The organism is Paenibacillus sp. JNU01 (genome assembly GCF_059130585.1).
On record NZ_CP169723.1, the window covers coordinates 1,531,775 to 1,555,506 of the forward strand.

The 23,732-nt window shown below is 43.8% G+C and carries 10 protein-coding genes; all 10 read right to left on the reverse strand.

What is annotated here, in order from left to right; translation table 11 throughout:
* Positions 1-14 precede the first annotated feature (14 nt).
* On the reverse strand, positions 15-4,421 hold the full coding sequence (locus NLBNIHML_RS06510) for a hypothetical protein (RefSeq protein WP_494354045.1): 4,407 nt from the start codon (positions 4,419-4,421) through the stop codon (positions 15-17).
* A 270-nt stretch (positions 4,422-4,691) separates the two neighbouring features.
* Positions 4,692-10,490, reverse strand: a complete 5,799-nt coding sequence (locus tag NLBNIHML_RS06515) for a hypothetical protein (RefSeq protein WP_494354046.1) — start codon at positions 10,488-10,490, stop codon at positions 4,692-4,694.
* A gap of 101 nt (positions 10,491-10,591) precedes the next feature.
* Entirely contained in the window at positions 10,592-11,728 is a 1,137-nt protein-coding gene (locus NLBNIHML_RS06520) for a hypothetical protein (protein ID WP_494354047.1), read from the reverse strand.
* Between the two features lie 13 nt (positions 11,729-11,741).
* Positions 11,742-13,697, reverse strand: coding sequence for a hypothetical protein (locus NLBNIHML_RS06525; RefSeq protein ID WP_494354048.1), 1,956 nt, complete (start codon positions 13,695-13,697; stop codon positions 11,742-11,744).
* 11 nt (positions 13,698-13,708) lie between these two features.
* On the reverse strand, positions 13,709-14,119 hold the full coding sequence (locus tag NLBNIHML_RS06530; RefSeq protein ID WP_076331348.1) for a DUF8551 domain-containing protein: 411 nt from the start codon (positions 14,117-14,119) through the stop codon (positions 13,709-13,711).
* Between the two features lie 18 nt (positions 14,120-14,137).
* Positions 14,138-14,554 (reverse strand): hypothetical protein, encoded by a 417-nt coding sequence (locus tag NLBNIHML_RS06535; RefSeq protein ID WP_494354049.1) that lies wholly within the window; start codon positions 14,552-14,554, stop codon positions 14,138-14,140.
* Positions 14,554-17,694: a M23 family metallopeptidase gene (locus tag NLBNIHML_RS06540; protein WP_494354050.1), complete on the reverse strand. Its 3,141-nt coding sequence runs from the start codon at positions 17,692-17,694 to the stop codon at positions 14,554-14,556. The genes NLBNIHML_RS06535 and NLBNIHML_RS06540 overlap by 1 nt, the downstream gene beginning before the upstream one ends.
* 15 nt (positions 17,695-17,709) lie before the next feature.
* Positions 17,710-19,047, reverse strand: a complete 1,338-nt coding sequence (locus tag NLBNIHML_RS06545; protein ID WP_494354051.1) for a hypothetical protein — start codon at positions 19,045-19,047, stop codon at positions 17,710-17,712.
* A 115-nt stretch (positions 19,048-19,162) separates the two neighbouring features.
* Positions 19,163-19,813 carry an S-layer homology domain-containing protein gene (locus NLBNIHML_RS06550; RefSeq protein WP_282320884.1) on the reverse strand — a complete coding sequence of 217 codons (651 nt, stop codon included), beginning with the start codon at positions 19,811-19,813 and terminating at the stop codon, positions 19,163-19,165.
* Positions 19,814-19,827: 14 nt separating this feature from the next.
* Entirely contained in the window at positions 19,828-23,691 is a 3,864-nt protein-coding gene (locus NLBNIHML_RS06555; RefSeq protein ID WP_494354052.1) for a hypothetical protein, read from the reverse strand.
* Between the last annotated feature and the right edge of the window lie 41 nt (positions 23,692-23,732).

Sequence of the window (23,732 nt, forward strand, 5' to 3'; positions counted from 1 at the left end):
TAGTCCTCCTTTCTTTACGTGAATAACCAGATGCGTTTACCGATTACACACATCTTAGGCCGTGCTTTCCATACTTCCAGCAGGCATTTAATAAGCGCTTCAACACACTTGTCTCCCCCACCGCCTTCGCAGTAGGGAATGACATAGACGTCATCACAGATCCAGTTGGTCAGTTCCATCCAATCCAGATTAGCGTATTCGTAACTACGCGTACCCACTTCCTGAAGCGAGGTAAACACCCATTTGAATTCATGTTTGCCTTTGGGCACTGGATGTGAAAATGTATAGTATCCACCCTCCTGGGTGAATGTTTTGATCAACTCATCATCAATGAAAAAATCCAGCTGACAATCAAACGGCTCAGGTACCCATACCCATCTTTCGTAGGCTTTGAAGTCATGCACCCGGAAGGTGGTCAGATATCGTTTTCCTGTCCAGTCACTGATCTGTCCCTTCTGATCTGTTGTAATCTCCACTTTATACTTGCTATAAGGCTTGGGAGCCAGTTCATTCAGTTCGAAGCCACGGAAACCATCTCCGTAATACTTTTCATCCCATAACACTTTTCCGTCCTCACGGGTAATTTTCACGCGCATATTACTGTTATCGCAGCCGCCCATCCAGATCGGTTTGTTATTCCAAACTTCAAAGTGAGTCACCTCAGCCCAGGATGGATCAACTTTAATAATGTCATCAATATTAAGTTTACCTCCCCAGATCATGGCGCCATCTCCAGGACAATCTTGTACAAAACGAACTTGAACTTCATACTTCCGCTTCTCATCTGAGGTATTTTCAACTTCAATTGTAACCAATGTGTCATCTTGATTCGTCACATCTCGGGAATGAAGAAATTTCCCTTCTTCGAAGGTTTCAATAACGATTTTCGTCCCAGAACACGCTCTGCTGTTATTTTTATATAGACGAATAACATCTAGCCAAGCATGACTCCCACCATCTGGTGTTGTAGTGTCTGGTGGATTCGATGGATCCTTGCCTGGGTGAGGGGAATTGCCTTCAGGGAACATGTTTCCACTTGCATCAATACAGTAGTTAGGCCATCTCTCGGAAAAACTACCTTCACTTAATGTAAATCCACCTGCATCAAGACCTGTCGCGTTGGTTGAGGTTTTATCTTTAATAAGTGTGTAAACCACTTTATATTTGTGCCCGGGTATTAATGAGGGAGGGCTGTTAATGAAATCGCTAACTTTTTGACCATTTTCAACGGATACTTTAATAGGATTAAATTTGTTTTTTTCGTCTGTTAAATCAAACCACTGCACATTCACATAAGTTGATCGATCCACCAAGACTGGATTTAGCAGTTTATTTTGATTCACACCATCAGGATCATCCGTGCGAACCACAAGATCTTTGATGGCTGCATAATAGTAATTACCTTCTTTTCCTCTTTCACGCCCATTATAAGTATCAGTAAGACCTATAATTAATGTATATTTTCCAGGTTTCTCAACTGTAATTGGAATAGAAAACTTTTCTGCTTTTTTCCATTTTGTTTCATCAATACTTTTGCTATTATATCCTTTTTGATCTCCAAAATTATCGTTACAATCAAGAATTGTTACCGCTTGACTTGCTTTATCTTTAGGATAATAAGCAACCCTAAGTCGCCCGGCTTGAATTGAATCTTGTAACAGGTAACACAAATATTTAAATTTAATATCAAATGATTCAACACAATAGAATTCAAAAGTTATCTTCTTGGTATCTGAGCCAAATAAACTATATTCAGGACTTTGAGGGTTGTTTCCAGAAACATCCAATGAGTAATAGTCCACTGTACCATTTGATTTGTTAATAGTTTCAGCACGATCATATTGAGCACTCTTATTATTTAGTTCTCTTTTCACAAAGACTCTTCTCTTTGTTACTGGATAGACTGTCAACAATTCAGAGTAATTGAAACTTCCAATCTTAGGGGCAGTAAACGTACGAACAATTGTCGAATTTTGCTTAGTAACACCCAATGCGTACGCTTGACCAGAGGATGAGTAAACTTCACCTCTATTGGTTGCATCAAACTTAGCAGCACGTGGCGAATGCCCTCCATATGATTTTTGCGCGTACTGGATGTTATTCGTTTTTGAATCTCCTGTATAACACTTCACTCCATATGGATCTTTCGTTGTATCGCCTTGCTGATCAGTTCCCGTACCTGGTCCAGTGGAATCTTCCACCCCCCCATCTCCGTTACCTGGTGTATATTTTTTACCGTCACGGTATCTCCATCGGAATTGATGATTCCCCGAAGGTAGAGGATACATACAATTGGTCCCTTCTCTGTCATTCGACTGACTGCCTGTCCATACAGAGACACCATCAATTTGTAGTTCCAATTTTTCTCCCGGATCAAATTGCCCTCCGTATTGCCAACAGATGTAACCAGAATTATCTAAATGAGCTTCAAAATCACATATAAAATCCTGATCATGCCCCTGTGCCCACATAACCCCATCACCGTTTACAATTTTTTTCCACACCCAGTTTCCAGAGAATCTTAATGCTTCATGATACTTGCCTTCCTCATTAAACAATTCTTCAAAAACGTTAAAATCTCTTGTTACCCCTTTGTCTGGATCGTATGACGAGTCCATCGCTGGATAGATACGCATATGCTCTTGAATGCTAAACTTAGCTCCAGGATTTAACTCTGCATTATATCTAATTGTATCACCAGATTTTTCTGTTCTAGCTCCTGCATCTGTTACATCCCATCCACGAGTCACATCAACATACGAGCCTAGATCAGTTACAGTTCGATATGTATTCCCAGTATTGTTCCCGTACGTGAATAATTTTTCTATGTTATCGATGAAAGGCTGCTCAGTGTAATAATCTCGAATATAGAATTGGATAATATTTAAACCTTCCTCTAGCGGAATTCGTATCTGCTCCCCCTGGCTATGCATCGTTGAATAGTATTCAAGCATGCCATTTACAGTCACCTCGAACGATTCCGTAGCTCGTAATTGATGAGAATAACTAAACAAAAACCAACCCTCATCTTGCAAGTTCACTTCGGTTTGAGCAATCATATCCCCTTCTATAGGTTCATCCAGTCTTAATACATTCCCTGATCTTACCCATGGCGGACTGCCCGACATCTGCCACTGATAACTCCCAATCCCTTGACCATGAAGCGATGGTTCCCAATAATCAATCTCGTACGTTGGACATATAACTTCAACTACACCTCTTAAATCTACAGTCGTCTCAGGACCTGCTATAATTTCGTATTCAATCTTGGCTTGATTAGCTGTTGTTTCTGAATATTCCTCATTGATATTCCACTCTACACCGTGTAAAGATTGAGCATGGCTACCATGCCTGCTTTCTCCATGCTGAGTTCTGGATTCAAAAATGTCATCAAAAAACAATTCATAATCTATAGTTGGATATGATTCTTTATCTACTCCCATGAAGTAAGCAAAAGAAACTGTACCGTCACATTCATTATCCAAATCCATTTTCATCGTTTTACTTCGATCTTCATCTGTAATGAACTGAGCTTGAAAATGGGCTTGTGCAATGCTTTTTGAAGACTTTACATACCAATCACTATCACTTCCCTCCCCATCCAGATCAATATCCAAAGGAGCAGGCGGCTTGCGTGTATCCACAATCTCAACGACCTCAACATCCTTGATATAAATGCCATTGTTTTGCCACACTTCAGGTCTCATTTTACGAATTAACCAGTCGAACTTGTACATCTGTCCTGGCTGCAACGTAAATGCAGCTTCTTGCCATCCGCTATTCTCGCTCCATTCGCCCCCAACTTGCTGCCCATTAATATAGAACAGCATGCCATTACCGCGCTTGGCACTAGCCAGGTACTTGAACCTGATCTGTCCATAACGCTTCACACGCCAGTTAAATGTAATTTTGGATGAGTTGCCAATCTCCAGAAGTCCTAGGTCCAGTTTCAAGATCATCTCTGAACCAGATTGTTCATTTCGGCCTACGGAGTGGACAGCTACCCATTCCTGATCCTCCGTTGAGGATACATATCTGAAGAAATCAGGGAATTTATTCGAGAATGGGACGTCTTTTTTCATCGAAAAGAGCGGAATCTCATATACGGTTGCATCAAAATGATTGAAGTAATTCCCACTAAAATGATGGTAGTAGGGTGCCGGACAGATCGGCAATGACACACCATGATGGCTACCGCCAGGCTTCTGGGCGTTTTCAAGAATTTTGTAAATACAGTCTTTCACCATTTGCAGAACTCTCTGATATTGTGTTTTATCTGGAGGCTGCTGCTGTTCTACCCACCATTCAATCCTGCGGTACATATTCCACAGTGCTTCACGGCATCGCACACTTGCATACCAAGACTTATCCTTCAGATATTGCTCAATGATCTGATCAATACTGTTCTCCAGTGCATCCAATTGAACCGTCTGCCATCGTCCGATCTGACCGTACCCTGGATCACCCAGAATAGGATTATTTTCTTCGCCGTGCCGGTCCGTTTCACTCCTCGGTGCATTGGGACTCTGCGGTAAATACGCAGGGTTATTGGGGTTGCTGTAACTCTCGTCCGCAATCTTCGCTCTCATATTCGCGAACAATACACCTTTCTGTGATTTGGAGAACAAACCAAATGTATGACCCATACCAATCACCTCCCATTCTCTCTATACGACAAAAAGAGCACCGAGTTAATCGGTGCCCGTCAGATCATATTGCAATTTCGAATCTGTGTAGATCTGGATCTTATTTTGCATTACTGTTACGGACAATGTATACCATTTATCCTTCTCCCACTTGAAAGGTTGCATCGGGGAACCCACTGCAGTTGGATTGCCAGCAACGATTTTATATAGCTGCATCGGCGTTCTCATATCCAGACTGTTATCACTGTCTCCTCCGTGAACCATAAACATCCAATAATTATGTTCATCGAAGTATTTGAAAATAATTCCTGCGCCATCGCCATCCGTACTTGTATCTACCTTGAAATCAATGGAGAATTTATACGTCTCAGCCAGGAAATTATTACGATACCATCCACTGATGTCCTTCGTATCTTCCTTGGAATAAAACTTTCCAAGCAATTGATCCCGATCCCAATCGCCTTGACCGAATTTAGTCCAATCATCGGACTGAGACAACTCCAACGCATCCATATCCTTGGAATACGGATAGTACACATTAAACGGATCATTCGGATCGTAGTCCTCCGGCACGCCCAACCCGCCTTCCCAGTCTTCAGGATCTATTCCTCGATCCAGCAGATCTTCCGAATAATCGAAGATAAGCCCCTGCGCCATGGTGTCCATCATTGGAATGTAAGCCTCAGCGGATTCCCGTTCAGCCACCGGGTGATCCGTCAGTGTGAAGCTCTCACGTGGTTCCATCTTGGCTTCGTGATACAGTTCCATAAGATGAGCTGTTCTCTCGGGAAGGAACGCGTGCAACTGTTCTAGATACTCTGCTCTTTTCTCAGGTCTTTCAGCGAAAATAAAACCTGTGATGACTTGAGAACAGCGTTCTTCAAATGAAGCCATGAGAGAATCAGGATTTTCAATCTCAGACAATCTGGCGTTCGCTGTTCCAGTCGGTAATTCTCTTTCTATGCCGGATTCACGTTCCTCAGTTATCCCTTTAAAATCACTTTCACTAAGATAACCCGGGTCTATTAACTTGCTGCCAAAACTCTCCCCGTCATTAACAACGTAGCTTGTGTACGGAAGACTACTTCCGTAACTTAACTCGTCACCTGAGAATGCAAACCTCTGGAGTGTGGTCCCGTATATCCCATCAAAATGCTCACCGGCTCGCTCACCCCCAACGCCACTTTCCATTTCATGTGAATGACCATATCGATCCATTTTCCCCGCTGCGAATTGCTCCCAATCCAGAGTCGTGCTTCTTAACAAGTTCATTCCAGAATCCAATTGGTGGTTATACGCGTCATAAGAACTTCTGGAGCTCATGAAAGAGTTATCCTCAATATGAACGTCTCTCGTTTTAAGGTAAGAATATTCGCTTTGGATCAGGTCTATCTGTTTATATTGGAAGCCAACAAGTTCCATGTCCAAAATAGATTCATTAAATTCCTTGTTTCCGTAGAACATGTCCTGATCCAACAATCCATTTCGCAGCTTCACTACATCATTGATCGTCTCATGAGTATGAGCCCATCTCTCAGCTTTTCCTCCAAAAAGGTTTTCATGCAAGAATGCTGATCGATCCTTTTTATTTAACTCAAGCGTTTGGATCAAATCAGCTTCTTTACCGTTTTTAAGCGCATGAATTTGCTCATCCATAGTGGAATCTTTGGCATTTTTCAGACCGTACATGTTCTCTTCCAAATATCCATGTTGCGGTTTGTCGGCGAGCAGATTCTCTTCCATATTGCCGTACTGGGGTTTGTCCGCTGAGAGTACAATCTCTGTTGTTCCATACTTCAAGTTTGTTCCACCAACAATCTCAACTGGAACATCACCGTATTTCAGATTTGTTCCGCCAACAATCTCTACAGGTATATCTCCATAACTGAGCCCCGTCCCACCCACGGATTCCACTGGAACATCAGCATATTTCAGATTAGTACCGCCTAGTGGTAGCGTGAGGTCCATGTAACCATATTGCGGTTTATCCGCTAACAGTTGTTCTTCAAGATTAGCAATTTTTTCAATCGTGCTATCCGTTGTCTCATGAAGGTAAGCATCGTGAGTATGCTTGTAGGCAAGGATCACATCACGATCCAATGCCGAATTCTTTGTACTCTTTATCGAATCATAGATCAGTTCGACCAAGTCGGTATCTCTGAACCCTTTACCACCATACCAACCCTCACCATGCAATTCACTCAAGCGTAACTTGACAACTTCACTCTCCATCTCATGGACGGATGCCTCTTTCAAAATTCTTGTAGAATGGTTTTCTTCAAGCATAAGAGACAATCTGTTCATGTTATCCGAAAGGATTTCAACGTTGAATTGCCCTTTGCGCATGATTGAATGAGCCGTCTTCATATCGTCAAGATTTGCAAATTTCATTACAGTATTGGCTAGAGATATCTCATCTTGAACCGATCCATATCCATCTACCCTAATCGCTTCAGAAGCATTATTGATCAAAGTGGATTCCCAAGCTTGCCGCATACCTGCGTTAAACTCAATATCCATCGCACTTCCTCTTGCCCACGATGAACCAAGAGTATATCCAATCTCAGCTACTCCATTTCGATATTTCGCGCTGCTTATGGAATACTCGTCGTTAAGCAATGCTGATCTCCATTCCATCGCCGCCAGTGAGTAATCGATATCAGTAGCCGCCTGACGTGGGTCAATCATGCCAATCGAATAGCTCTCATTGAAATACAACTGTCTAATATTGGCTGTGCCTATAGAGTACTCCCCACTGATTAAACCTTCTCTTGTTGGATTAGTAGAAATAGGTTGTTGATCATACACGTATCCCTCACGAGTCTTTGACGTTCCAATAGCATATTCGCTATTGAGAAGCATCTGGCGCAAGTTCGTACCACCCATGGTGTATTCATCATCAATCATTCCATAGCGTTCGCGGGATACTCCGCCCATATTGAATTCGGTATGAATCACACTCTCGCGGTTCATGTTGGAACTTACGATATGATGGTCAAGAGCCATTCCATTCCGTTTGTCTTTCTCGCCTATCCCATGCTCATCAAAGGCTTGTCCTCTGCGTTCAACTTGACTTCCTTCATACGCTGGGTCATCCGGGAATAGTGCCCCTCCAGGATTCAGGTAACCTAATGAATCTTCAAACTCAATAATCGCCGGTCTTGCATTAAAATCTGCGCCGTAAATAACTTCCGTAATTTCGCCATGCTGATCTTCCTTTATTTTCACTCCCTCGAAAATATCTGTCTCTAGAGTAGAATTACGTCTGTTCAGTTCAGCCGATCTAGATTCATCTTCAAGTACTGCCATGCTCAACTCTCTGGATGCTTCTGCAAGTTCTGTCCCTATATCACCTGGCTGAGATTCCTTCGCACCTTCGAAATTAAAGGAAATGATGCCTGATCTGGTTGCTTCTTTGTCAGCTGTTAAGATCCCACAATTAACTAACGCATCTATCCGCTCTCTAACCCCAGCCAAAAACGGTTCATCAAAATAAACCGAAGCGTCTGCATTATTCACAGCTTCCATCATCATCTCCAGAATGACAGCCGGGCTGTTCTCCAAGATCTCCCCAACAATAAATTCCTCATCCAGATACCCTGGGTATGCTTTATTCCCCAACCATCCTCCACCAACCAATTTATCCAAGAGCTCATCCCGAATCATGGTTGGTCGACTACGATCTCGAATGGATTGCCGGAGCGTTTCCAGATGTAGCTTTTTACGTTCTCTATGTAACAAAAGAGGTTTCTCAGTCAGATGTATATGCTTCTGTTCGTCGTTCTTTCCATATGAATTTAGCTTTTCGAGCATGGTAGAACGTAATAATTCTTTGTCAGCCAATTGATCCTCCGACTCAGGTAACCACAAATCATGAGCTATTGCTCTATCTGCCGTTATTGAACCAGCCGCATAGCTTTCAAAGGCAGTTTCTCTTGCTGCACCTTCCTCGCTGTTCGGGATGTACAGATTCCTTTTTTCTGTTTTTGCAGTATGGAAGTTATTCTCAATATAGCTGTCTAACTTGCTTTCTCTTTCACCGAGTGATTGCTTGTTGAGTATTTCAAGAGCCTCTGCTGTCACTCGTTTGCTTAGCCAGCTTTCCCTTTCCACATACCCCGAAACCTTACTGATCCTTCTGCTCTCCTGCAAATCTCTAAAAACAAAACCGTGCTCCCTACTTTCACGATAACCCTGCTCTGCATGACGGTCTACCTCACTATGAACCACATAAATCCGTCGCGCCTTAGGACGCTCATGCTCAATATACATTTTCTCCAAATAAACTCTTTGTCCCGTAGTCAGATCACCTATGACGTTCATATCTTCTGCTTGATCCCGAACAGCCCAAGGAAACTGCCTTTCCACATCCGTAATAGTTCCTATATCTCTGGATGCCAAAATGATACCGGATGCTGTAGTTGCCGGATGTTTGTCTATTATTCTGTGAGCTTGGAGCGGATGCCATAGGGTATTACTAGCACGAAAGACTAACGCATTACGATGTTGGTCACGGCTGCTTTGAATTAGATCATCATGAAAGTACAGTTGCTCGTTGACTTCTCGCGTACTTCTCATATCGGTATGCAGAACTGTGGGGTACTGACGATCCTTCAGTTTGGCAAGTACATTCTCATGAGTAGTCAATTCATTCTCAATAACCCGCCTAGCCTGATTCAGTCGTGAAAGAAACATCTTCTCTTCAATGTCTCTGACTGCTTGAACAATTCTGCCAGTAGTCATTCCAGTAAAGGTTGTTTCTCGCATAGCTGTCCCTAGTGTTTGCATGAGTGTCAATTGGGATGTGTTAGAGATTCTTTGAGCTAAAGGCAATGTCCGATCAAAATGCATATACTTTATTTCCTGAAAGCGACGAATATAAGCAGTCGACATATCCGATAGAATGGATAACTGCTGATGATCATCTACCCTTTTCCCCATCATGGCAGCTTGTTCGGCAAATGTTTCTTTATGACCATCTCGTAAACCTAGCAGATCCCGATATAGAAATTCCACATCTTGTTTGCTTACCTTCCTGGATTGAAGACTGCTCTCCAGTTCTGTACTTCTGAAGTGGTCCTGAATGGCTTCTAGCAAAAAATCATTTTGTGTCCGGCGTCCAATGATTTTCTCCACTTTCTCGAAAACCTCTGCCACATCCATATCCGGTTTGTCGTTTCGAACAGCGTGTATCCATTGCTTAATTTCCAGTTCAGAGCTGCTATCTTGCTCTGCACTATCTGCATAATCCGCAATCATCCCAAATTCACTAACCCTGAAACTGATTTTTCCTGGCTCCAACTTATCCAGATTCTTCACAAAATTACGAGTTAGACCCAAATTACGGACAATCTTTAACTCTTTATCGTTATCTACGCGCCAGCCCTCTGACATATTTTCATGAATGAATGAATCCTTTAATCCTTCGGGCCTGTGGCCTTCGTCTTGATGATCCATTTCCAAAGCTTCAATTAACGCAGATCGCTCCATTTCGAACGAAAATTCCATGACATCGCCTTGCTTGGTAGCTGAGCTCGATCCTTCCATGGAACTTTGCAAAAGTCCTTCTTTATCCTGTTTAGCATCACTTAGGACAATAAATCGTTCTTCTCCTTCCAGATCCTTGCGAATCGCTTCCACAAGTTGATGATTAAATCCATGTGAGATGGATCTTGCCATGTAGAAATCAAGCATCAGGACACTTGGATACCGGCTGTAAGGCATATATATAAATCGATAATCCTCAGGCCTGCTTCCTGTAGTTCCGACTGTAAACAGGTAACCGTACTGAGTTGTCGTGTAATCTATAACGGTGAAATCAAACTTGTTGATTACTTGATTCACGTCACTGCCCCCTTCCAACTAAAAAAAGGGAACCCCTGAGTGGAGTCTCAGAAAGTTCCCTCTCACTGAATCTATACGACTCAGCTTTGATTCAGTTTAACTTACGCCGTATAACGGACTTCCTTCAGAATAGCCACACCCATGCGTTGGTTAGCAGACAGATTCATGAAATTCTGTGCTGTATCGGTATCGAAGTAACGATACACCTCTTGGTCCCAAGACTTGCCTTCCACATCAATAATTAACTCATCCAGATGAAGGATATTATGCTTCGTAACCGCGATGCAGTTATCAAATTGACCACGGTAGCCCTCATAAGGATGAACCACGTAGATCGGAGACAAGTGATATTTAGACGTCCATTTGGATGCCTGGAAGCCCTGTGGCTCCAGTTCCAAACCGGTATCACCCAATTCAGGATCTTGATAAGCTTTACCTTTCGGTGGAGCTTGCGTGATAAAGGAAGGATAGTGCTGCTGGAATTCAATACCTGATTTGGTTTTCAACATCTGAAGTGTGTTGTTACCTGCTGAGGTATATTGACCGTAGTAATACGTTCCTGTTGTGGCAATCTGAGCGATATCCGGTTCTTCAATTACCGCTCCTGCTGTCAGCATTACGTTTCCGTCTACATCATTCAGGTTGTATTTGAACGGTTTCAATGCACCTGCATACAGGAAGGATTTTTTGTAATCAAGGAAGTTTACTGCTGGGTCAGCAACGAGAACCATCGCCAAACGATTGTTCATGACATTCACATACATGTATACAGGTTTTTCTTTATTTCGATCCGTTGGTGTATAGTTTTCTAGTGCCCATTGGTAGAGTACCGGATGTCCTGTCAACTTGAATGTTGGACGAGTAGTTACTGGTAGTGTAGTTGGTTCGCTACCTTCGAATCCTTCAAGCAACTGCACAGTCAACGTACTGTGCTCCTCATAGGCTGGAACTGGTGCAACAACACGTGGTACCAGAGCATGATTGATAAAACTTACATAGAAATGCTTAGTAATCGGTGTTGCTTGTGTTCCAATGGTCATGGTTCCACGAAGAATCAGTTCCTGAATTCGGTCGCTACTGTCCTTTTCCTCGTAGAATACTTCCCACAGATTTTGTTCCTGAGACTCGCCTGCAGTGGATTCAAATGGGAAACTCTTAAACCCTGTTACTTCCTCTTTCAGTTTTGTCAACACGTCCTGTGAAGTGGTGATTGTTTCTACATATTTAAAATTTGCCATTATGTAATCCTCCTTATTTTATCTCTTTCAAAAATGCAATCGTAATTACATCTGGGGATGGGGAATGTTTGAATAGATTCAACGGACTCTTGATACTGAAAAACTTGTAAACTTCTGTCCACGTACCCAACGCAGGTTTGGAAGGATCTTTCAGAATTTCTGTATCTACGATTAATTCATCGCGATTGACCAGGTTATGGTCGTATATCGCAACTACACCGTCCATATAACCCCGATATCCTTCTGCCTGATGAACAAGGTAGATTGGACTCGCATGATACTTTCCTGTCCAGAGAGATTTCTGGAAGCCATCCGCATCTACAATCAATTTAGCAAGGCCCGGGGGAAGTTTACCCACAGAAGGATAGTTCGGAAGATGCGAAATAAATGCCGGGTAATAGCGCTGGAACAAGACATTACTGCGTGTCTTCAACATGGACATGGAGTCCATGCCATTTGAAGTGTACTCACCATATTTGGCATAGAGATCCGGATTAAGATCCGTGAGAATATCATTTTTCGTATAACCTGTCATATCTGTTCGCAGATCACCCATACCTACAGTGACACCGAAGTTACCTCCATGGTCATAATCATTGAACGGAACAATCTTGCCTATGTATCCAAAACTACGGTAATAGCTATGAATATTCGGTGAAGGATCACCTTCCAAAACAAGAACTACTCGATCATTATTTACCGATAAAGTGTAAGCTACCAGGTAATCCGGTCTGCGTTTTTTGTTAGGCAACCATGAGGTTGTAGAATGTCTGCCGTGGAAAAAGCGAGCAGCCGGGCTTACGATCTCTGTCTTGCCGTCATAATCCAGCTTCCACTTCGTGGACGGTGGGATGAAAGGTTTAATGGCTAAAGAATCATTCCATGTCAAATACATATAATGTGCCTTCAATTGGTCAATGACTGTAGGTGCCTTCCCAATCGTTATGGTTTCAGGATCACAGATCCCATCATACGTTTCGCGCTGGCTTCCTTGAGCAACTTTTCCCTCGAAGCCTTCTCCATAGTAGATGTTAATGTAGTTCCAGTCATGAGCTGGCTGCTCAAGCATGACATAATAATCACGAACTTGAATTCCTGTGGGAACTGTAGGCGTTGCTTTCACTACTGTCTGAGCTGTTACATTGTTCAGTACATCCGCTGTATAAAATAGTTCATCAAACTTGTAAAGTTGCTTTACAGGTTCATAAAAAGTATCAACAATGTTTGCCCATATCCAGTAGGGACTGTATCCATAGTCATTGACTTTTCTAGAAAAATTATATTGATATTTTCCCTTGGGGGCTAATTTGATCGCATATGCCCAATCCGTCGGCATTTCTGTGACTATTTCAAACTGATTCCATTCATTTGACGATTTAGTCGATCCATCGAGATTTCCAATTACCTGATTTACCAAGTATGCTCTATACCCGTCAGGAACTGAATCATCCACAACAACAGTCACCAAACAACCAGGAATATCTACGTACTTTGTTTCATTGGTTTGACCATCTTGGTAAGTGAATTGAACTACCTGAATTTTACGTCCTGTTCTATAGTTACCGTAAGTAATTCCTATGTTTGCTCTGCCCGGTTGGGCCATGCCTTCAATGGTGTCATCGAAATAGGTTTGCCTTACTTCCCAAAGACAGCCATTAGCATCCAAGGCAGAATCGCCCGAATGACTTTTTGCCTCGGTCCAATCCGGAATTTTGTAAACTTCGTACTGATTCCCGTCAGAATGGGCGTACATCCCAATAATACCCTTGTTATAGCTTTTGCTGTAGGTTACCCATTCAGCTCCATCAGATTCATAGACCTTCTCCCAGCGATTGGCGTCAATTCCGCCCTCTACTCTAGGAATATCAGCACCTACAATTTCATCGGCCAGCGTGTTGATTAATTTTTGTGCTTCCGACTCTCCGTCAATATAAGCGGCAAAGTTCGTCTGCGGTTTTTGTAGTGCCATCGTCACCCTCCTTATCTCAAAAATTTGATGTTGTACCAGACCGACTTGGCTTCAGCCACCGCGTTAAAAAAGTCAAACGTGATGGTCGTTCCCGCTGGAATGGGGTAGACAATCCCGAAACTATTCCCCATGGAAACCGACTCGGGAAGTTCCTTCGCATAAATGGTGCGGCACACCTTTTCCGTCCCGATCGTCAGTTCCCAGTAATCGCCGACACAGTAGTGGCTCGCAGCAAACGCAATGCTCAGAAACTCCGTGTCATACGCCAAGGTGAATGTATCCGACTTGGTGGTCTTCGCCGCCGGAATGTCCAACATCTGTCCCCGAATGAACGGGATCGTCTTTTTACTGAAGTGTGGGTACGGCAGCTCGCGCACTTTGTCGATGACGCCACCCGCGATGTAAGATACATTAAATGCCATGGAACCACCTCCTACATGTTATATACGACTTACGCTCGTTCCAGTTAAGCGTCCTTCGTCATCATAATTTAGAGCAATATTGTAAGTGAACATCGACTCTCCAGATGCATCATATGTACGGGCCGTCACCTGCGTTAGCCTAAAATACTTATAATAATCATAATCCGGGTGAGAGTAGCCCACCCCGGAAGGAAAGTCTTCCTCATCCTCTGAGCCAAACTTCATCCAGATCGAAACCTTCCATGCCGATTCATACAAGAGGTCTGCTCCAGTCACCCGGTCAGGGTCCTGCATGTGCTCCCGATATAATGTAACGGAGGGCTCACCTTCGAGAGGAGAAATATTCGAATTGGAGATACTGCTATATTTGCGAAGTTCCCGGTGGATGAGATCCAGCACGGGAAAAACAATATTTTCATTTACAATGCCGGCCATTACACCATCACGCCCTTTCTTGCCCACATCATATCAATAACCTGTAACATGCCCCGGTCGACCGAATAACTGGTTTTAATACTTTTAATCGTATATACAGCTCGTGTGGTGGTCGTTTTATCCGTCACAACGACATTGTCGAGCAGATCAAGCGCAGGGTTGGCAGGTATGGATACCTGTAGCGTACGACACATGCGTTTCATGTCAAAAAAAGCTCGTTCTGCCACCTGTCTTTTGGCTTCAACCGTCTTCGCCCAAGGAACGGCCAGCACCATGGTTCGGATCTCTCCTTTGAGTTCAAGCAAAATCTCTTTGTCTACAAAACTGCTCTGACTGCTATTTGAGTCGATAACAACGATGTGACTTCTTCCTCTGGACCAATCCGTAGATTTGGTAATGGAGATCAGATTGTCATTCTCGGAAAACTCTGCTGCGACCGGTTTGTCATAATTCAGGCGCTCCAATCGGTATGTACCATAACGGTCACAGTAGCTTCGATACGGAAGCTCCGATATAACCTCCTGAACGGCTTCCGTAACTTTGCCTGACCATTGCTCAAACGTCCTGCCATACTCCTCAATAAATGGATTAAGCCATCCGTTCGGTGTCAGCACTGTACTTGCGTCCTTAACTTCAAACTCACCTTCCTGACCCGGTACGGGAACAATGACCCTGCCCGTCTTTTGATTCACCTCAATCAGATAGGTCTCGTCAATCACATAGTCAGGATAAGAGCGATCCTCACTGGTTGCCCTCCAACCGACCATACCTGCATGTTTAACCAGATCCAGTACAACGGTTGATTTGACCCAAGCCGGCTTTTCGAATTCTACAGGCTGAGCGGGTGTTGGTGTAACTGTCGGAGTGGAGGTTGCTGTAATGGTCCAGCTTGCCGGGTCTGCGAGCATCTCCTGATAATAGGTCCATACCTTGTCCACCCAATTCTCCCGATCCTGACTCCAGGTCATGGGGGCAATGTCTCCACCATTATGGAAATAAAGTACATCTGCCTTGGAAGTCACTTTTTTCCCTCTCGAAGCCAGTGCCTTGGACATCCGTTCTGCTCCGCGCTTCATTTGCTCCTGAATACCTCCGTATTTCTCAGTACACGGTCCCTCACTAGGACAGCCGTATCCAAGAATAAAGCTGCCGTTCTCATCTTTACCCTTACCTTGTGTTCCGAGAACGGTCTCATGCCTGCATATCGCAAGCAAAAACTTATGATCAGGTACACCATACGCTGCAGCTTGAGCCTGTGCGGCCTGAATGATAGATGATGTCCGATCCGTGCCAACTGCTGCAGGCGGCACCGGATCTGGCACATTATCTATCTCATCCACTTCCGGATAGGCTTTTTTCTCGGAAATGACTTTCTCGATAATACGCTTGTACATATCTCGAGCCGTGATCTCCAACGTGGAGCCTTCGCCATTGATGTCCACCTTATCAATCAGTCCCGTAAATACCCGCATCATGTGCTGACCATATCCCATATATATGCGTATCGGTGTGTTTTCACTCAGAACCCCGATATGGAATCCGTTTGCGAAATACGACCATGGAGACGGTACGCCCCCAAGCTCAGGAAAATGAGCAGGATTATAATCGGGGGAGAAGAATCCTCTCGGATTAGAGATCGTCAGCCGTGCTTCCCGGGCTTCAGAATCAAACTGATCATCGATTTCGGCACTAATGATATTGGGAAGAACCTGTGTGTCCATATAAACAAAAGACCCGACCTGAATAACATCCGTCTCGACCCTTTTATTATTGATAAAATCTGTGTAGCTGTTCGTTTGATAATATCCTTTAGATGGATCGAGCCCTTCTTCACTCTTTTGATTCTTCAACGGAGCAGGCAACAACTCTTGAATGCGAATATAATCAATGGCGAATTTTTTATACTTCTTACTTGAAGCAGGAACAGACCCGGTTGGGACAGTGGAGTTTTGTTTGCCCCCATACGTCACCTTAATCTTGATACTCTTGGCTTTTGCAGGGATCACAATATTATTCAATTCCGTCAGTTTGGTCAGATCATATGCCCCGTTGAATTTATTGACATAGGCATATGTTTTACCATCAATCACCACGACGAAAGAATCCCCTTCCGCTTCACTGAAATTAGTCCCCATTCCAATACTAAGCAACCCTTGTGTGGGCATACTCAGTTTCGTCACGTTAATTTCGAATTCAGCTACGGCAGCTTTGCCTTCAAACGTATACAGCAACTTGCCTCCTGAATCAAACATAGTCCAGCCCGATTCAATCTTGGCATAATCCGAAAATTTCAATCCGGTTGTATAAACGTCTTTCTCATGCCAGTTTCGCTTGTCGAACTTCTCATTCAGTTTAATCTCTCCGGGATATCCCTCGACCTGAACCGGCTTTACATCAGTAAATGTTGTTGTGGCATTTCCGTGCATTTTACGCTTTCCGCTCAGATATAATCGGGGATCGACTGCCTTACCTCCCTCTCCAGTCTTAGACGTTGGACTAACCCCTTCCCAAATTTCAAAATGTAGATGTCTTCCTCTGCCAGCGGCACGTTCAGCAGCTGAAACCTTGTGACCATTGGTGTACACTCCCCCTGTGTTACCTAGAGTACCAATCACTGCTCCCTGAGCCACTTGATCATCCACCGAACAGAGAATGTCTTTCAGATGAAAGTACTTGGTGAGTAAACCACTGGCATGCCTGATCGTTACGGCATTCCCCGCACCCTTTGTTTTATTGCGAGCTGTATGTACGACCTTACCAGCCCAAGCAGCCAAAATCGGGGTTCCGATCTCATCCCACAAATCGATGCCTCTATGGCTTCGAGACCCCCCATCTCTGGCTGAACCAAATTTATCTGTAACTGTAATGCTATCAATCGTTTTACCCTTGACAGGAAAAAAAATCTCCTGAGCATTCGCATGAGTCGAACCATTATATGTACCATTGCTCGACTCATCCACCCAAACGGATTCTGTACTGATGATGGGTACCTGCTCGGTTACGATATGCCTGAACTCTTCTGTCCGTCCCGGGATAAAGGCCAGCCGATCTACTTCGACACGGATATTGGGAAGCGCTCCTTCCCCCAGCTTCAGACGCTGGGACAGCACATTCATAACCTCATCCGAAATTGGAATCATATTGTAATCTCCCCCTTACTTGAATCGCTCGATGGTCCATTTCATGAATCGGTCCAGGAAAGCTGCGGCTTCAGCCCGTGTCATAGCGGAATTTCCAAGGAACCATATCTCTTCTTCGTCTGTGCCATTTACAGGTCTCCCCATTTCCGTAACTACTGCCGCACCATCCATCTTTTTCTTGATAGGAATGCCATTAATGAGTGGATCATTGTTCGCAAATGTTTCGTCCTCCATTTCTGAGACGGCTATTTTCCAAAAGGCATCCTTGGACTGTTCTACCCGCTCACCTTTGGTTTGATAATAAATGGCTGAATCTTTGCCAACGTCTGCAAACCTCTCGCTCACATCTTTGAGATAATAGAACGTCACTTCGTCGCCTTCTGAAAAAGGTTGATTAAATACAACCGTGTGGTTGTCAATTTCCGAATAAGCGGGGGTTTCTGGGACGTTATCTTTTTTTTCGTCTTTAAATTTCACTGTGACTTTAAGTTTCTTTTTACCTGCCGGATAATTGCCGTTAAGTCTAAAGACCCGTTGACCTTGAAATGCCGTAATAGGCTGATTAATCTCCGTCGTTGGTGCTTTCATGTCCGTAAATCTGGCATAGAACACCTTGCGCAACTTGTTAATCAGATGAAAGGCTTCTCCCCGCTGTATAATGGCATTAGGAAAAAAACAATTGTTGTAGGCTGGTTTGAGGGTTGTTGCTTTGATATTTTCACTCATGAACTTGTTATTCTTCGTCCAATAATTGAACTTGCAGGTGACACCGTTCAGATTAAAAGGAAGAAACACCGAGCCCCCAGGGCTGACACAATATACATCCGTTCGGTAACCAATCGCCTTGGTTGCAATTTTGGTTACCGCCTCTGCGTCTCCCATGGTGTCTGCCCATACCTCGGAAGGAATACTGAGTCTGCGAAGCGGTTGGCCTGCTGCATATAAATATTCCTGATGATTACGACTGAATGGATCGTAGAAATAGGTCGTCGCTGCGCTAAGTACAGCTCTGGGCAGATCTCCAGTCCAGGACACCGGTGGCCTTTTCCAAGCACTGTCCAGCAACGGTTCACCATAACTACAGAAGGACACCACCTGTCCTGCTTTTACACCGGTATACAACTCCACATCGGTTAATCCCTTACTATTGGTTTCAGCCGTTTGGTAGATGGTTTGAACACCGTCAATAAACACATACAGTGGATTGTCATCTGTTGGTTTAATCAGCACAGGCAGACTGAATGAGGTTTGCCCCGCTTGCCCCTTGATTTCTTCATATACAAAAGGTTTGCCTTCCTCAAACTTGTTATAGTTGATCCCGGCAACAAAGACTTCACCATCTTCCAAAACCATATTCGTGGCTTCCATAACATCGTTATAGAACCAGTCCCCTTCGTTTACATCAACCCATTTTCGTATGATAAACACCTCCTATATTTAGAATAGACAGAAAAGAGAGTAGGTCACCCTACTCTCGAATTGTTCGTTCCAGCAAACGCTTGGTACGCATCAGAAAAGTAACAAACTCTGCTCTGGTTATGAAGTTTTCCGGTCTGAAATATAGAATGGGTGTGCCATCCAATTGGGTTACAACCGTCAGTCCCAAATCAGCCAAGCGTTCAATGGAATCTCTTGCCCAGTGGTCCTTGCCTTCTGTCGTCTGTAAATCCTGAAACTGTATCGCACTTTTTCGATCATATCCATCTTTTTTGATCAGGGTCATGGTCAATTCGACCTTGTACCCCTTCTGATCCTTATCCATCGTATCCTGATGGTAGAAAATTGGGTCAACTTTGATGGACTCTACAACACCAACATAGATATTGCCCTTCTCATCATAAAATTTGTGTGTCCAGCCTACGTACATGACGTAGTCGTGATAGGATTGCTTATCTTTAAACAGGATGTTAATGATCGCCTTGTACGAAGACACACCCATCTGATGAAAATGTGAGGGAGCATTAATCATTTTAATTTCCCTTACTTGCGGATTGGGCGAAGGTGAAGAGTACGGATCAATAATTCTTCCGTTTACTGGCTCGAACTTCATGCCTGTATCTACATATAGCTTTCTTTTATACCGGTCATTAACTAAGCCAAACGGATTTTGTTGAGTCATATCAGAGTTCCTCCTTATCTACTATATCTAGGGATATGATTCGTTCCCATTCCCGCACCAACATTGCTGGCCATATAGTTCACCATACCCGGGTTGTTCTGCCGCAGTGTCTTGTCCAACGTAGATGTCAGTCTCTCCACATCTTTTGTGCTGCCTGTCATATTGTCGATGTTCACATGAACCGTGACATCACCCGAACCAACCATCACACTTTTATGTGTATTGTTCGTAGTCATGTAATCAAAGTAATCCATGACTTTTAGACCTGCTGGAATGTTGAAAGTGGATATCGGTTTATCCATTTTTTTACTAATTTCAGCCAAATTTTTGGCTTGTTCTACACCCAATGACTGAATCTGTTTAAAAATATCCATATATTCATTGGACCCTGGTTTAAATACACCGCTACTCAGTAGATTCTTCCACTCTTGCTTGATCGAACTTATCTGTGAGTTCATTTCGGATGCACGGGATTTGTTCAATGCAATTAATTCGGGTGCATCTTCCTTACCCCCATTAGCTGCAAGGAGATCATACATTCGTTTATCATAATCCAACTCCGTCAATTCAAACTGATCATTCATCTTGCGTCTAAGCTCATCAATTTGGCTGTTTTTGACACCATTCAGTTCAAGCTCTGACTGGGCCTTTTGCTGTTTCTTCTCATTAATCTCCAGGCCCAGTTCATCTTTATCCTTACCTTCAGCCATCTTGTCGTACGTCTTCTGTAAACTTGCAATGGCCTTATCGAAGAACTTGATATTCTCTTGCAAATATTTCTCCATTAGCGCACGCATCTGACCCGAATCTTCGCGAACACCACTAATCAACAGACGGGATCGAGTGACTTGGTAATTGGTTTCGTTATCACTTGTCGATTTGTTAAGCTGCCGATTAATCTTGGCGATCATTTCATCAATACCATTGCTTTGCGGCTGAGGCTTATACCCATTCGCCATGGCCCCTACTCCGCCGGCAGCAGGTATGTATTGCATTTGGGGTGGAATGTATTGTATCTGCGGTTGTTGTTGATTCTTATCCCCAGGTGGCTTGCCTGACTCTTTATCCATTTGAATCTGGGCCTCTTTTTTCTCTTGCTCGTAGTTATACTCTTTGGCCAGTTTCTTCTCAACTGCATCTCCGCCGTCTTCGCTCCATACCGCCTTAAATCCCTTCCAGTAGTCCCCGAACTTATTATTGGTGGCATTGTTACCAAATAGGCTGCTGATTCCTCCCTTAACAACTGCATCCATTCCAAGGTTAAGGCCTTTCCACACTTTACCTACAACTGAAGACTGCTCCATATCTTTAAAATCCTTGGCCAGTTCCTCTTTATTTGATGCACGAATACTTTGCTTCTCCGCTTCTGACTTACCCATATTACTCAGCGGATCAACAAGACCGGACACTACATCCACAGCAGTCATGGCAGCCCCAAGATAAGGAACGGCTTTTAGGGGTTTCAGTATCGTCTTACCCAACTTGCCGAGCTTTGCCCATTTCCCTGGAATGTCTCCGTTTTTCTTACGCTCGATCGTGATATCACGCTGGGTAAGGATATCTCCAGGGGTTCCGTCAGGTTTATCCGGTCCTCTGAGTACTTTTCCATCCTTGTCACGAATAGGTGCATGACCGTTGAAAAATGCTTTTTTACTACCGACTTCCTTCATATCTTCGAATCTTTGTTTAATCCCTCGTCGCTTGGGCTTGTCCTTCTTCTTCTTGTCTGAGCCAAAATCCATAACTTCCTCAATCTTTGATGTAGCCATATCCTTAATTGCATCATTGATGAGATCTTGATGTCTCTCTAGAAAGGGTTTGTTTGCTGAATCTTCCTTGTCATCCTTAACAGGGGATTCACCACTTCCTGCTCCTGGAACAACTAGCAATCCTCCTGGACCACTCATCATACTCGCGAGCTGAACTTGTTCAAGTTCCTTCAGTTTGGATATGTATGCTGTAGCATCAATCATGCCCTGTCTAAAAGACGCATTTAACTCATTGACTTCGGTTCTCAGTTTAGAGAGAACATCATTCAACAGCGTTGACTGTTTACGCAGCTTCTGGATCTCGGATTCGTAGCGCTGAACATCGGTGGAACCGTATGTAAACTCAGCATTAAGGAAGTACAACTTGTTTCGTAGTTCAACTGCATCCAGGTCCATGTCATCCATCGCCATCATCAAAACTCTAGATCGATGTTCAAGTTGCATTATGGCTTTACTCGTGTCATCCAGTTCTCGGCCTAGAAACTCAAGACTTCGCTTCGTCTTTGCAATCTGAATATCGAGTGAATGCATTTCTTCTCGCAACAGAAGAAGTTCTCGACTATACGTTTTGACTCGCTTCTCAGCTTCGTCACGTTCTTCTGCATGAATGGAAGAAGCCGCTATATCCCCATCTTGTATAGCCTGATTGTACATATCATGTTGATGATCTCGGTTAGTCCGTGCCTGAAGTACCTCATCTTGCTTAACTGCGACCCTACTTTGAATTTCTGTTCTGCGATGATCCAGAGTCTGTAGACGACTCTGCTGTCTGCCCATTTCTTGTGCTACACCAGCACGTTGCACATCCGTGACTCCAAGTCGCTCGGGAACATCACTTCCCGTATTTCTGAGTTTCCCCGGTTCTGATGTTGTAGCAGCATATCGTTTCTCATCGCCTTCATTCATCACTTCACCGAACTTATCCCACGCAACCTGAACTCCGACTTCATCCATAATTCGGTTAAGCAGTTCCATATGATCAACAATGCCACCCGTGCGATCACCAATTAACCGCATGACTGCGCTCAGATAATTGCCCAGCTCGGTAAATTCATCTTTCAACCCTTGCATCGCCTCATGTGTTGCAATCTGAAATGCGATCTCGATCTCTCGTTGTCGGAATTGAAGGTTGTCTCTACTTCCGGTGAGCTGATGAATCGATGTGTTAGCATCCGTAGCCTTCAATTGTTCAGCAAGAAGATCGAATCTAACTCGATTTGATGCAAAAGCCTGCTGCGGAATCATATCTCCTTTGTCCTGAACCGCCATTGCAGCCTTGCTAATCCAGTTGGCTAATGTATCTTCTTCTTCTGATGCAAGCATTCCATTAGGGTTACCAACCACTGGAAGGGTCTGACGCATCATATCCATCAAGTCCTGAACGCCAATATCCAACAGCGTTGCAGCCCTGATCATCATGTCTGTGACTTGGGACAGATCCAAACTACTGCTTCCCGAGGCCGAAGTAACAGCTTCCAGACTTGTTGCCGTCTGTTCCACATCCGTATTGCTTACTGCATTCAGCTTGGCTACTTCTTCTGCAAACGCGACAGCTTCAGATGCTTGATCATAATTACGAGAACCAATACGATAGGCAAGACCTACATCTTCCTGGTCCATACCATGTTGCAGTGCAATTCGTTGCAGATTTTTGACCGTTCCGGTTTGTGTGTATTGCCCGCTGTCATTCGTTGACCCAGATGATCTAAGCTCGATATTCTGGTCGGCCCGGCTCATCTGTTGATCCATCTGCTGCGACGAGTCAAGGGATTTCTTGAGCATTGTTGACGAATACCCCTTGGTTTCACCTGCTGAAATATATTTCATCGTATTCAACACGGAGTCTAACAACTCCTGTGATCCAGCTGCAGACACATTCTTCAATTCCCTGAACGCTCCACGATAAAAAAGCTCCAGATCGTTAGTCAGTGTTTCAATCATCTGCGACTGCATATCACTTCTGATCGTCTCCACACGTCTAACCAGCGTGCTAACACCTGATAGGTAGCTCCCATTCAGCGCTGCCTTTTGTCCAGTTAATTGATCTCTATCCGTTAATATTTCTTGTGTTAAGGAGTGTTTGTCTCCTTGTCCTTCTGTTTCAGTCAATAGAATCACCGCCTTTATGCATAAATCCCGTTCTACCTTCA

Coding starts and splice junctions, on each gene's coding strand:
- NLBNIHML_RS06520 (WP_494354047.1), bottom strand. CDS start 11,728: ATGGCAAATTTTAAATATGTAGAAACAATCACCACTTCACAGGACGTG.
- NLBNIHML_RS06540 (WP_494354050.1), bottom strand. CDS start 17,694: ATGATTCCAATTTCGGATGAGGTTATGAATGTGCTGTCCCAGCGTCTG.
- NLBNIHML_RS06530 (WP_076331348.1), bottom strand. CDS start 14,119: ATGGCATTTAATGTATCTTACATCGCGGGTGGCGTCATCGACAAAGTG.
- NLBNIHML_RS06535 (WP_494354049.1), bottom strand. CDS start 14,554: ATGGCCGGCATTGTAAATGAAAATATTGTTTTTCCCGTGCTGGATCTC.
- NLBNIHML_RS06550 (WP_282320884.1), bottom strand. CDS start 19,813: ATGACTCAACAAAATCCGTTTGGCTTAGTTAATGACCGGTATAAAAGA.
- NLBNIHML_RS06545 (WP_494354051.1), bottom strand. CDS start 19,047: ATGGTTTTGGAAGATGGTGAAGTCTTTGTTGCCGGGATCAACTATAAC.
- NLBNIHML_RS06525 (WP_494354048.1), bottom strand. CDS start 13,697: ATGGCACTACAAAAACCGCAGACGAACTTTGCCGCTTATATTGACGGA.